The sequence below is a fragment of the Acidianus ambivalens genome (assembly GCF_009729015.1).
GTDB lineage: Archaea > Thermoproteota > Thermoprotei_A > Sulfolobales > Sulfolobaceae > Acidianus > Acidianus ambivalens.
Genome location: NZ_CP045482.1, coordinates 639669 through 652411, shown reverse-complemented (window position 1 = coordinate 652411; position 12743 = coordinate 639669). Strand labels below are relative to the sequence as shown.

Sequence of the window (12743 nt, the reverse complement as noted above, 5' to 3'; positions counted from 1 at the left end):
GTGAGAGCTTTGGAGCCTATAGTATTAATTGACGCAGACAGATGCGTGGGTTGCTTCATGTGCGAAAGAGCCTGTGCATTAGCAAAGTGCCTAGTAGTTGACAGAGAATTAAGGTTGGCAAAGTTAGTTAGACCGTGGGACTGCACTGGTTGTAAAGCCTGCGAAAGAGCATGCCCTTACTCTTGCATTATCGTATTGTCAGACGTAAACGAAGTGCCATTAAGAGCAAAGGTAACCATACAGAGAGTATGGAGATATGCTAGAAAACCTATTATTGTTAATAACCCTAGCTTAGTTGAAATAGCGAAAATTATGCACGAAAGGAAGATAGGTTCGGTACTAGCTCCAAAAAGATTAATTGCTACCGAGACAGACGTGTTAAACTCTTTTATAAATGGAAGTAATAAAGTGGAGTTTAAAGAGGCAATAACTATTAATGAAAGGTTTACATTATCTCAAGCTTTAGACTTAATGTTGGAGAAAGGAATTTCTCACCTTCCCGTAGTCGACGATAGAGAATACGTGACGGGAATAATATCTTTAAGGGATTGCCTAAGAGGATTGGCAGTAAGTAGTATAATTAAACAAAAAGGTCTAGAGATACATACATTAAAGGGAGAAAGGAAGATTTCCGATTTCCTCTTTATGGATCCCGTTGTTCTAGAGAGCAACTCCACATTACGTGAAGCAGTCACAAAGCTTTTGAAAGAAAAGAGGAAGGCCGGACTAGTAATTGGAGAAAAGCCCGGAATCTTCACACTAAAGGACGGAATAAGGATGATTTCTGAAGGTAAAAGCGATAATTCTACAATAGAAGTTAGGTATGATATTCCTATATTAGAGGAAGCAGAAAGCGTATCTAAAGCCTTAAGCATAATGGAAATGAAGGGAATTAGACATATAATTATTAGGACTTATGGAGGGGATTACAATTTGCTATCAATAAGAGAAATAGGTAAAGGAATTGCGTGGATTGTTAATAAGGTATAGAAGTTAAATTTAAAAAATAATGAATTTAACTATATTTATGATAAATGTTGGTCTTTATTATAGGGTAAAGGAGGGTCACGAGAAGGAATTTGAGGAAACATTTTCAAAGGTGGTTTCAATACTAAAAAATTCCGACATTGGTTTTATTGACGCAAAACTATACAAGAGAGTAGACGACCCAAGAGAATACTTAATTTACAGCGAATGGAAAGACCTAGAATCCTTCAAAAAATTCATACTAAGCAAAGACTACAAAGAAACAACAACATACGGAAAAACAATACTAGAAGGAAGACCATACCACAAAATTTACATAGAGTTCAACGAAAATAAATAATAACAAATATTTTTCAATTAAGGTAATTAAAACCTAAAAGTTTGCGATAAGAACTTCATTCTATTTTTCTTTTTCAATAACACAAGTTATTTACGTGTTTATACTTTAGTAACTCGATATTCGAAATTACCGGTTTAGATTATAAAACAACCCGCAGGTGATATAAATTTTTTCTTTATATTCATATAAATAATAATTTATAATGCTAGTTATGTGGAAATTATATATAATTAATTTGTGATTTACTTATGTAAACATGCTTAAACATGTCTACATAAAATTAATTTTTTAAACGATTTATACATAAGATAATACGGGTATTTAATCATGGGTAAAATGAACAAGAAGAAAATGATAAAAGCTATAGGTAAAGGTATAGCCATTGTAATAGTAATTGTAATAATAGCAATAGCAGGAATAGCTGCATACTTCACGCTGTACCACCCAACGACTACTTCGAAAGTCACAATAAATTACTATGACGATTTAGCCCCGTCTGAGGCTAAGGTCTTCGATAGTGTAATTATTCCAGAATTTGAAAAGGAGTACCCAAACATCACAGTCTGCTTACACGTTGAATGCGCTTCAGATATGGTTAAGACGATTGAATCCTTAGTTTCAGCTCATGACGTCGGGGCTACGATAATTGCAGAAGATAATATGGTAATTGGAGAATTACTTTGCATAGGAGATTTAATGAACCTAACACCGTACTTATCCCAAATAGAGCCGAAAAGCATGATACCTTCAATGGTTTACCTAATGAACTATGAGCAAAAGGTATATCATGGAATTTACTTCATACCCTTCAGAGGAAACATTCCTTTAGTATGGTACAATAAAACAGTCTTTGAAGAATACCACTTACCAATTCCGCAGAACTGGTCGCAACTAATGTATGATTCAAAGGTGATTTACCAAAAGACCGGAATACAACCAATCATGTTCCAAGGTCATGGAGGCGCAAGCACAGCAACAGAATTATACCAATGGATGGTCCAAGCTGGAGGAAATCCTTTAGTATTTAACGACAGTGGGGATATACTTGCCTTTGAATACCTAGATAACTTATCACAATACTTTAACCCCAACTACATTCACGGTTATTGGGGTAGCTACAAGGGATTAGGAAGCGATAAATACTACATTCTAGACTATCAATGGCCATACATTTATTCCGTAATGAAGAGCGAAGGATACAACGTGAGCGACATAGGCTTCTATCCCGGGCCTAAAGGGCCCGCAAACTGTTGCCACCTAGTAGGTGGTGACGTCTTAGCAATACCCAAAGGTGCTACACACATTCAAGATTTGCTACTGTTTGCCAAATTCCTACTAGGAGTACAAGTACAGAGGGATATAATAACAATACTCGGAGAGCCAGCAGTGAATGCAAAGGCTTACTGTAACTTACCTTCCAACGTGTCCGCACTATTCAAAGCAGAGGAAGATGCATTCCAGCACGCTTTCTTCAGAGAGCCCGTTCCGTGGATAAGCGAGTGGAACACAATTGCAGACAACGTATTCGTAAAAATAGTAGAAGACCACGCACCAATAAGCGAAATACCTTCAATATTGAGCCAAGCAAATGCCGAAATGTACCACTATCTAGAGACTAACTATAATTCAACGGTAGCACAAGAGTACGAAGAAGGATACTTCCACCCACTGTACGGGTGAAGGATTTTTGAAACAAAATCTAAAATATTTTCTTTTTACTCTTCCTGCATTGATTTACGTTTTAGCCTTTGCATTTTATCCTTCAGCTTATGCAGTTTATTTAAGCTTCCTTAACTCAGCTGGCCATTTTACACTTGCAAATTACGAGGAGTTATTTTACTTCAACTTTGCATGTTCAGTAGAGAACACAATAATAGTTACTTTTGGAGCGTTAATGATCCAACTTTTTCTGGGTTTAGCAATAGCTTCAGTCCTAACTAGAGAATTTAGGGGCAAGAAGTTCTTCTCTACATTGGTAATAGTTCCTATGGGAGTCGCAACTATAGTTGCTGCAATAGTCTTTTCATTTATTTTCCAAACTTATGGCGGTTATGCTAACTCTTTCCTGCATTTGTTCGGTTTAAAAGGAATTAATTGGTACAGTAATAGATGGATGGACTTACTTGTAGTAATGATCTCAGACAGTTGGAAGAATACTCCAATTGTTACTTTAATATTATTGGCGGGAATGCAGTCAATCCCTAAGGACTTATATTATGCTGCAGCATTGGACGGAGCAGGACCTATAAGGAGGTTCATACACATAACTTTGCCTAACCTAAAGAAGTTCATAGCTATTGCATTAATTATAAGAGGAGTTAGCGAATTCAACATATTTGCACTACCTTTAGTATTAATAGGCTATCATCCTTCTTTGTTAACCACCTTAGCTTACGAATTATATTCAACTACCACAGTAAACGAAGCATCTGCAGCTGCAGTAATTTTACTTGCCTTCATTTCGGTCTTCATATTCCTAAACATTAGACTTGGAGGTGGTAGGAAATGAGGATAAAACTAATCTATATAGGAATTATATTACTTTCAATATATTTCCTCTTTCCCCTCTACGTATTATTACTCTTGTCGTTCTCCCCTGCAAAGTACACAATCCAAAGAGTTTACCCATTACTATACTTCAAGTCATTTACTCTAGGAAATTTACAGTTCGCCTTCCACTGTTACGACTTTATTCACCCCTTCTTAAAGAGCTTGTTCGTAGCTTTTCTAGTTGGGATATTAGCCTTACTTCTAGGAATTCCAGCAGGTTATGGGTTAAGCAGGCTTCCAGCAAAGATATCTTACCCTATCCTAGTGTTATTATTAATAACAAACATGGTTCCGGGATTAGTGGTAGCAATTCCAATAAGCGTGGAGTTCATAAAGTTAGGTTTATTCGACTCAATACCGGGTTTAGCGTTTGCACAAGAGTTGATCACTTTACCTTTAGCAACTTTCATATTGCAAGGGACTTTCTCTGCAATACCGAGAGAAATAGAATACCAGGCTAAGATAGACGGCGCATCAACTTTGTCCTACTTTATTAACATACTCCTCCCAATTGCTTCTCCAGGCATTGCGTCGGCTTTCCTAATAAGCTGGATGTTCTCTTGGGACGAATTCACTTACGCTGTAATATTATCTCCTATTCACCCAACTTTACCGGTGGAAATTTACATTAACATAACCAGAGGAAACGTTCTGGCTGCATCAGCATTTTCCTTGGTTTTCACAATTCCAGTAATAGTTTTAACTCTCTTCCTACAAAAATATTTAAAGGGAGAATATTTAACTGGGGGGATTAAAGCATGATCGAGTTACAAAATTTAGTTAAAAAATACGGAAACTTTACAGTACTCAACGGAATTTCTGTAACCATAGAGTCCGGAGAATTCTTTGTTATACTAGGCCCTTCCGGTGCAGGAAAATCAACGCTATTGAAAGTTATTGCAGGGATAGAAAAGCTTGATTCTGGAAGAATAATTGTGGACGGAAAGGATATAACAAACCTACCTCCAGAAAAGAGGAACATAGCAATGGTTTTTCAAAATTACGCATTATATCCAAATATGACAGTTTACGATAACATTGCCTTTCCATTGAAGATGAGGAAAATGAAAAAAGAGGAAATAGATGAAAGAGTAAAGAGGGTAGCGAAAATTCTGGGAATAACTGACATACTGAACAAGAACGTGACTAAAATAAGCGGAGGACAACAGCAGAGAGTAGCGTTGGCTAGAGCAATAGTTAGAGAACCTTCCTTTTACCTCCTTGACGAGCCCCTTTCAAACTTGGATGCAAGAACAAGGTTTATCGCCAGGGGTGAACTCAAGAGGATACAGAAGGAGTTGAACGGAACTTTCATTTACGTAACTCACGACCAAAAAGAAGCAATGAGCTTAGCGGACAGAATGGCAGTTCTTCACATGGGCAAATTCGAGCAAATAGGCAAGCCAATTGAGCTTTACGAATACCCTAAAACTAAGTGGGTCGCCGAGTTCATAGGAGACTTTCCCATGAATTTCCTCCCAGGGAAAATGATGGGAGAAGAAGGAGTAGAAATTGGCTTCAGACCGGAATGGGTAAAGGAAGGGAATGACATTAAAGGAGTCGTAGAATCTATAGAAACTATGGGAGAAAACATTTACTTATTCTGCGACGTAGGAGGTAATAAAGTCACAATACTATGGAAGGAGATGCTGGACATAGGTGATGAGGTAACTTTCACTATAACAAAGTTTAGGAGATTTAAGGACGGAGTACTTATAGACACACAGTAAAGCCTTTCAATCTTAATTACTCCATATTTTTATTTATGAAACTCCTCCTTTACTCCGGCGGAATAAACTCTACAATTGCTTTGTATAAATTCAAGGATGTTGCTGATTGCCTTTTCATAGATTACGGCCAAAGGTCTGCAAGAATGCAAAGAGAAATGGCCAAATATCATTGTGAGAAGCTTGGAATGAAATTGATAGAAATTCACATACCCTCCTTGGGAAGGGCGTTTTACGACGGGTTAGGAATGAGGCTAAACGAACCAATAGTTCATAGGAACGTGATCCTCTTGTCAATTGCCTTAACTTACGCAAAGGAGAGGACGTATGATGAAGTAATCTTTGCTACCGCAAGCGAAGAGTGTCTCTTTGAGAAAAACAAACCTCTCATAATTTCCACAATGAAGAGGCTTGCTGAAATTTACGGAGTTAAGTTATCAATGCCTTTCGTAAACTTGAGTAAATCTTTACTGGTCAAGATGGGTGTTAAACAGGGGATAGAACTTGAGAAGACCTATTCCTGCTTATTAGGTCATAAATACCACTGCGGAGTTTGTTCACAGTGCCAGGCTAGAAAGATAGCGTTCAAAGAGGCAGGAGTAAAAGACGAGACTATTTATCTAAGGTGAACTAACTGTATTAAGCTTAAGGGTAAGAGGAGTAACAAGTTTCCCGTGAGCTTATGAGGCTCGAGGACTGAGGATTGATATTAAATATTATGAAATCCTATGAAGCCGAAACTCCGGTCAGCGTCTTTAGTAGCATTCAATATTAGGAATGATCTTTTTCATAATTTTATTGGATAGACAAGCTCATGTTACGTAAAACGTAATATATCCCATGAATGCCTTTCTGCTGGCTATTACAGTCAGTTATACTCTAGTTTTAAAAGAGCTTTCCCATACATCTTTCAGCTTGTCTTCAAGATGAATATTCTATTAGCTTCTCCTCTGATATCTGTTCAACGCATCCTTTTCAGCTTCTCTTTCAGTTCTTTTATGCTTAGTTCCGTTTTTATGACGCTAGAAGTAGAAGCTAAAGGATCTTTAGGAAATGCGATGAAGAAAAGTTCCCGCGTTAATAATATCCTCTGCTAGATCAGATAATTTTTTCCTTATCATTAGCTTTCACTGCATAGACTTACTATAACATTTCTCTCATAGGAAATAAACTTTCTAGTTGATTTCTCCTAATACAAAAGGATAGAGGTGTAAACACTAATATCCATCATTAACAAAAGGCTATCATATATATCTGACTCCTCCCCGCCTCACAGAGGTGAGGGTAACCTCCGATCACCACTTCGGTCACGCTAACATCATCAAATACACGGCCCGACCGTTTACTAGCGTATCGGAGATGAACGAATTCTTAATAAAAATGTTTACCAGTAGTTTCCGATAAACCGTAAAAGCTTATTAATTCCTCTCTCAAGAAAGTTAATAAACTTTATGCGGAGGCAAAGGATATTAAAACTTCTTCAAATTAGAATTAGATTTAGTTCGTCAAATTCTTCTTTAACTTTTAAGAAATCAAAGTCTTTAGTTACTAAAGTTAATCCCTTGTTTATTGCCTGGGCTGAAATTAATATATCGAAGCTTCCGATTAACTTCCCCCTATCTCTCAACTTCTTATAAATCCGTGAACCTATTATTGCATCCTTCTTAGTAGGGTTTATGACTTTAAACGCTGACAGGAAATCAAGGATTTTACTTTCCTCAACCTTGCCTAGCAAGACTTCATATACTGTTAAAGAACTTACATAAAAGTCCTCTGAATTTAAAATAACTTCCTTTACTTTTTCATTTCCCTTTAAATAATCAATAATTGCTGAGCTTTCTATTAATACTTTCATCACTCCTCTTCCTCATTTCCTTAATTTCTCTCTCCAGTTCTTCAGCCTCCTCTTCACTTAGTATGCCAAAATATTTCTCCAACTTTTTCCTCCTCAAACTTAACGATTCCTCTATTAACTCCTCAATTACATCGCTGAAGCTCTTATCACCCTTTATCTCAACCAACTTTCTGTATACCTCATCCCTTATCATTATTGTTTTCATATATCCTATATACATACTATAGGTAAATAAACTTTTTGACAAAAAGAATGACAAGCCTCGCCTCTCTGCGGTAGACCCAAAAATCACCTTCTTGAAAATAAATCTATAGTGTAAATAAGTGTTTTAATTACATTAAATATAATATCTTCTAAACAGCGAGACATAAAAAATATTATAAAGGCTAAAGACATTATAAAGTATTCCATAGCGCGAAATGATTTCAGTGAAGAATATTTTTAAAGAAATGTAAGGAAAATAATGTGGAATATTTATGCTTATCTATGCTTTCTAATATATAAGAACGACAAATCTTATTCTAGGATTGAAAGAAGACTAGTTTCCATATGCTTTGTGTTTACTTCAAATTTTATCAATTGACGTTAACTTACTTTTAATCTAACGCTTGAATTTAAGAAAAATCAATAAAAGGAAATTGAAGAGTTCCACAAGGCATTTCCATAACTAAGCTTTAATCACTTAATATTATTATCTAGACGATGGAATGTCAGTAAAGGGATTTTAATAAAAAGTGATTATTAACGTTAGTTACATAAAGTATTACTCTGATAACATTTAAATATAACATAATACTTTCTTTTTACCTATGAGATTGCTTAACATACTACTTTTGACAATGTTGATTCTTCCATTATTTTCCTTTTTTACTTTGTCAATGTCTTCATATTACCAAATACCTCCTCTCTGCTATTTGTCTATTAGTTATAACGTTACACAAGGAAACGGTATTGACGTAATTTTTTACGCGTCATCACCAATAACGTTCATGATTATGACTCCTTCACAATTTTGTCAATTTTATCAAACGGGTTTATCTCAGTCAATATATTCAACTACTACTAATTCCCTTAGTAGATTCTTTCCTCTCAAAAGTGGGCAATATTATATTGTTTTCTATAATAACATAAGTAATAATCCTGTTACGTTAAATTACTATATTCTATCAAGACCCTTGCCTACTGGTATAGCCGATTATGGTCTTAAGGTTAACAATGGTGCTATTAGTCCTTATATAGAGAAGATTAAAAGTGTAATAGGTGCTGTTGAAATTAACAAACTGCTAGCTTATAATTCAGCACCACCAGCTGGTATATGTCAATACTGTGCATCCATTCAGTTAAATGTAGTTCTTCAAGTCAATACTATAGGTGGTTCTCAACAACTTTGGTTACAGAATGCTATACAAATTGATACCAATAATGATTCCTACAGATTTTTAGATAATATATGGAATTTCACAGGTATATTTTCATGTCTATCTAATAGTGCTGTGAAGGGTAATGGAATAGTTTCCCTTACTAATGACGGAAAAGACTATTACGCATATAGTACCACTTTCTCCACACTATTAATACCCTCTTTAAAATATTTACTCATAAACACATCATACACTTCTCAAGGTCCCATGATATCTTTTGGCTATATGAACCAGAGTGGTTTACCCATATGGTACGATAATGTGACTATATTAATACCAAACACGTTATCAGCATATATCCTAGTAGATGGTTATAACTTCACTTCAGGAGGATTTGCGTACGATTCAGAACTAATATTAGGTGGTGGAGGATGTGGCGAGTTTACGTTCTTTAATGAATCAAATGTGGAATTAGCTATGATCTATCAATATTTAAACGGAACTTTAGCACCCCCTAAATTCCTCTTCCCCTTTGGTCTTGATACTGAGGAATCCGCAGATAACTTATATACTGTCTCATATAATGGCGTTTATTTAGTGAGTAGTGGTTATCAAGTTATAAATAACTTAAACGAAAACGTATCACAGTTTAGATTTAACGTTGTTAATTACATTAAAGTTACAGACCAGAACTTCCCATACATATTTACTATAAACGTCTCTGGTGGAGTTTTACCGTATAAGTTAAACGTTACAATTAGCAATAGTAGTGGAAACGAGTTATCTAGATATACTTACGTTCTATTTCCCTCTGTATCGGCGTATTATTTACCCTTAAGTCCGCTTTCTCCAGGTAATTATACTATTAAAATAAAACTTACTGATTTTAATGGAAATTCAAAATCTTACGAATTCCCGCTTACAATAAACCCACCTCCTTCGTTAAGTGTTAAAGAACAAACTCAAGGAAACTTCATTCAGTATAATACATCAATTACATTATCGGCTTCAGTTAATGGCGGAACTAATCCGTATTATCTTATCTTCTTAAACGGCAAACTTGTAGGTAACTACTCATCAACAACCCAGTTACAGCTTAAGTTACAAAACGGTGAAAATAATATTACGTTAATAGCCAAAGATTTATTGGGTAAGACCGCTGTGATAACGTTAGTAGTTAACTCTGGATATAATTACGTAAACATAGGAATTATTGTGGGTATAATCTTAATAATAGTTATAATTATTGCATTACTAATTACCAAAAGAAAATAATTTTTAATTTTTTCTAGTGCTCTCTACGATGTAGAGTTCGACCTTCATACCGACTATAGTCACTCGGCCTTATCACTCCTTTTCATGTCGTCTATGCGACTAACTCACTGAATGGAATTTCATTGGTGCTGAATAAAAAGCTAATCCAATGAATCCCTTACTTGAGTGTGGACAACAATTTTGTTAATTCAGTATAAATTATATAAAGTGTGAATTCAATTTCAATTCATGATAAGATTCGTCAGTTAATAAAATATAGTGCTGTAATTTTAACCTTATTCAAAATTTTTATTGTAAATCAGAGAGCTTAAATGATACAACTTTAAGGAAATTTTAACCAAATTTCAAATGAACGAAATTGTTGTCCACACTCCCCTTACTTTTTAAATAGCCTTATAATCTTACTTAAATACTACTACTTATGAAAGTCGGTTTCATAGGCTTAGGAATAATGGGTTTTCCCATGGCTTCAAATTTAATAAAGGCTGGCTACGATCTCACCGTATATAACAGAACTATAGAGAAGGCTGAGAAATTAAAGGGAGCTAAGGTGGCTAGATCTCCTAAGGAAGTAGCTGAGAACTCTGACGTGGTAATATCAATGGTTACTGATGCTCCAGATGTGGAGAAAATACTCTTTGGCGAGAACGGAGTTGTTAAGAGCAATAAGAGGGGACTTATCTTGGTGGATATGAGTACTAATTCTCCAGAATTTGTTTTATTTTTTCTTCCTCAGGCTTTTCTCGGTCTTCCTGATCTAGGTTTGTCTCTTAGTCCGTCAAGACCTTCTTTCTTGTACTTGCCAACCCATAATTTTATTGTGGAATAACCCTTGTTCAGCATTTTCGAAACTTCTTTCTCCGATTTACCGTCAACCACATGCAGCTTCACGCAAGAATCCTCTCCTTAATCCTCGCGTCCTTCTCTTCCTCGTAAGCTTTAACTAGATCCTGCATAATTCAATTTGGTAATACTAGCTATAAACTTTTCGGAAATACTAGCGTCATTAAGAGATATCTAGAAAAAGAAGTATTTAAACACGGGACTATCCATCCCCTTGGCGAGACTTTCCGCCCCCTTAACCCCCTTCTCTATAAGGTTAAAAATAAAAGGAGCACTGACCTCCTCCCCGCCCTAAAGGGCGAGGCTTGTCGTTCTTTTTGCCATCCCATTATATTTATGGTTCTATTATATTTTTAAGCAACTAGCTAAAGAACTTTATTATGGAGATTTATTTAGTAGTTAATAAGTCGAGCCAGAGATGGGGGCATGTAATACACGGCTTGGGTGCTTTGAACATAAAACCATTAGCATTTAATACTTTTGAATTAAATAAGCCGGCTTCAGAGCTTTTTCTTTCTTATTTTATGCCCAATGGCGTGAAAGTCGAAGAACTGCCACGTGACATAGACCCACGTTCATTCGCAATGTTAATTGGTGCGTCGTTGAAAATTAGTGGTGACGAAGTTTATATGATAATGGAAAAAGACTCTGTACTATACGGTGCTCACTTTGTGCCGAACACCATAGAGTGGAAAAGCAAAAAAGCAAAATCAATTAAGGAAATACTCAATGAAAAGAAACAAGTACTTATTCCATACGATTATCAATCGTATTTGGATCTTTTATTCCATATTGGCTTTTTGTTTACTGAAGTATATGATACACCAGAAGGTATAGTACTTACGGATTTTAAAGAAGGCATTTTTGAAAGGTTTAAGGCGTTTTTCAATATCGATAAAGATAAATATATTGTATGGTGTCCCAAGAAGGGGTTGTGTGGATTCAAAGAAATATCAAGTTATTAGTATCGTCCCTCACAGAAGGGGCAAAAGTATCCTAAATCCCCCATTTTTGTAGTAATCTTTTTTATATGCCGTATAATAATGTAATTGTGTTTAGAACATTAAAAAGGCTCATAGGAATATGGGAACCCAGAGAGGGCGTGGTATATAAAAGTAAAGATGCCGGCTATGAGAGGAAGTTTCAGAGTTGCGTTAAAATCATCACTGAGTGTTTTATTGATGGCTCATGGCAGGAATGTAGTTTTATATTGAAAAAAGGCAAATATTACGTTTTCGTACCGAAGTTTAAAAAACAGTTTGTAATTGAAAAGAAATATGTTAAAGTAAAAAAGACAAAAAGAGTAACAGGTTGGAGTGAGGCTATGTTAAGTGACGGCACACTTGGTGATGCTAAAAATCTCGAAATTCGTTACCGACTTATGGTGAAAGATCCCTCGAAAATGACTCTAGATTAAAGCGTTAGAAGATTATTATCGAGTACTACATGCTGACTTCCTCCCCGCCCCGGAAGGGCAAGGGTTCCCCTCCTGAGGGATCATCGTTCCCACACATCGATTCGGGATTACATTTGGTGGGCAGTCGAGTGGCTCAGAGAACCCTACCATTTGGACAGAGTGGGTAGGGGACTTTCACTGCTGAGCTCTAGTCCCTTAAGAGATACTAGATGCCCCCCAGTCCCATTAAGCTGGGGAAGAGCGTCATTAACGCCACTAAGAGATATCTAGACAAAGAAAGATTTAAACACGGGGCTATCCGTCCCCGCTGACGAGACTTTCCGCCCCCTTAACCCCCCTTTATTTGTAAACATTGGTGGGAATGATGAGGAGGGAACCCTCGCCTTGT

General features: G+C 36.1%; 12 protein-coding genes and 2 pseudogenes. 11 read left to right on the top strand and 3 right to left on the bottom strand.

Annotated features, from left to right (window positions below; genetic code table 11):
* The first annotated feature begins 9 nt into the window (after nucleotides 1-9).
* The 7 genes from D1866_RS03915 (at nucleotide 10) to D1866_RS03885 (ending at nucleotide 6233) form a co-directional block, all read left to right on the top strand.
* Nucleotides 10-990 carry a CBS domain-containing protein gene (locus D1866_RS03915; RefSeq protein WP_152942720.1) on the top strand — a complete coding sequence of 327 codons (981 nt, stop codon included), beginning with the start codon at nucleotides 10-12 and terminating at the stop codon, nucleotides 988-990.
* 37 nt (nucleotides 991-1027) lie between these two features.
* A complete protein-coding gene (locus D1866_RS03910; protein ID WP_152942722.1) occupies nucleotides 1028-1327 on the top strand; it encodes an antibiotic biosynthesis monooxygenase family protein in 300 nt (99 codons plus the stop codon).
* Between the two features lie 327 nt (nucleotides 1328-1654).
* A complete protein-coding gene (locus D1866_RS03905) occupies nucleotides 1655-3007 on the top strand; it encodes an ABC transporter substrate-binding protein (RefSeq protein WP_152942724.1) in 1353 nt (450 codons plus the stop codon).
* A 7-nt stretch (nucleotides 3008-3014) separates the two neighbouring features.
* Nucleotides 3015-3836: a carbohydrate ABC transporter permease gene (locus D1866_RS03900; RefSeq protein WP_152942726.1), complete on the top strand. Its 822-nt coding sequence runs from the start codon at nucleotides 3015-3017 to the stop codon at nucleotides 3834-3836.
* Nucleotides 3833-4639 (top strand): carbohydrate ABC transporter permease, encoded by an 807-nt coding sequence (locus tag D1866_RS03895; RefSeq protein ID WP_152942728.1) that lies wholly within the window; start codon nucleotides 3833-3835, stop codon nucleotides 4637-4639. The genes D1866_RS03900 and D1866_RS03895 overlap by 4 nt, the downstream gene beginning before the upstream one ends.
* The gene (locus tag D1866_RS03890; RefSeq protein ID WP_152942730.1) at nucleotides 4636-5607 is read left to right on the top strand and encodes an ABC transporter ATP-binding protein; all 972 of its coding nucleotides are present in this window, start codon (nucleotides 4636-4638) and stop codon (nucleotides 5605-5607) included. The genes D1866_RS03895 and D1866_RS03890 overlap by 4 nt, the downstream gene beginning before the upstream one ends.
* Nucleotides 5608-5642: 35 nt before the next feature.
* Complete coding sequence (locus D1866_RS03885; RefSeq protein WP_152942732.1) at nucleotides 5643-6233, top strand: 7-cyano-7-deazaguanine synthase; 591 nt, start codon at nucleotides 5643-5645, stop codon at nucleotides 6231-6233.
* A gap of 851 nt (nucleotides 6234-7084) precedes the next feature.
* Here D1866_RS03885 and D1866_RS03880 read toward each other — a convergent pair.
* A complete protein-coding gene (locus D1866_RS03880; protein ID WP_014511999.1) occupies nucleotides 7085-7459 on the bottom strand; it encodes a type II toxin-antitoxin system VapC family toxin in 375 nt (124 codons plus the stop codon).
* Nucleotides 7425-7679 (bottom strand): antitoxin VapB family protein, encoded by a 255-nt coding sequence (locus D1866_RS03875; protein ID WP_015580760.1) that lies wholly within the window; start codon nucleotides 7677-7679, stop codon nucleotides 7425-7427. Before D1866_RS03875 ends, D1866_RS03880 begins: the two co-directional genes overlap by 35 nt.
* Nucleotides 7680-8268: 589 nt before the next feature.
* On the opposite strand from D1866_RS03875, the gene D1866_RS03870 reads away from it, so the two are divergent.
* Nucleotides 8269-10095 carry a thermopsin gene (locus D1866_RS03870; RefSeq protein WP_152942734.1) on the top strand — a complete coding sequence of 609 codons (1827 nt, stop codon included), beginning with the start codon at nucleotides 8269-8271 and terminating at the stop codon, nucleotides 10093-10095.
* A gap of 421 nt (nucleotides 10096-10516) precedes the next feature.
* Nucleotides 10517-10780: pseudogene (locus D1866_RS13345) on the top strand (NAD(P)-dependent oxidoreductase); the annotation flags it as partial.
* A 16-nt stretch (nucleotides 10781-10796) separates the two neighbouring features.
* Here D1866_RS13345 and D1866_RS03860 read toward each other — a convergent pair.
* Nucleotides 10797-11051: pseudogene (locus D1866_RS03860) on the bottom strand (helix-turn-helix domain-containing protein); the annotation flags it as partial.
* Between the two features lie 267 nt (nucleotides 11052-11318).
* Here D1866_RS03860 and D1866_RS03855 point away from each other — a divergent pair.
* Together D1866_RS03855 and D1866_RS03850 are read left to right on the top strand one after the other, a co-directional pair.
* Nucleotides 11319-11903 (top strand): hypothetical protein, encoded by a 585-nt coding sequence (locus tag D1866_RS03855; protein ID WP_152942736.1) that lies wholly within the window; start codon nucleotides 11319-11321, stop codon nucleotides 11901-11903.
* Between the two features lie 86 nt (nucleotides 11904-11989).
* Nucleotides 11990-12355: a hypothetical protein gene (locus D1866_RS03850; protein WP_152942738.1), complete on the top strand. Its 366-nt coding sequence runs from the start codon at nucleotides 11990-11992 to the stop codon at nucleotides 12353-12355.
* The last annotated feature ends 388 nt before the right edge of the window (nucleotides 12356-12743 follow it).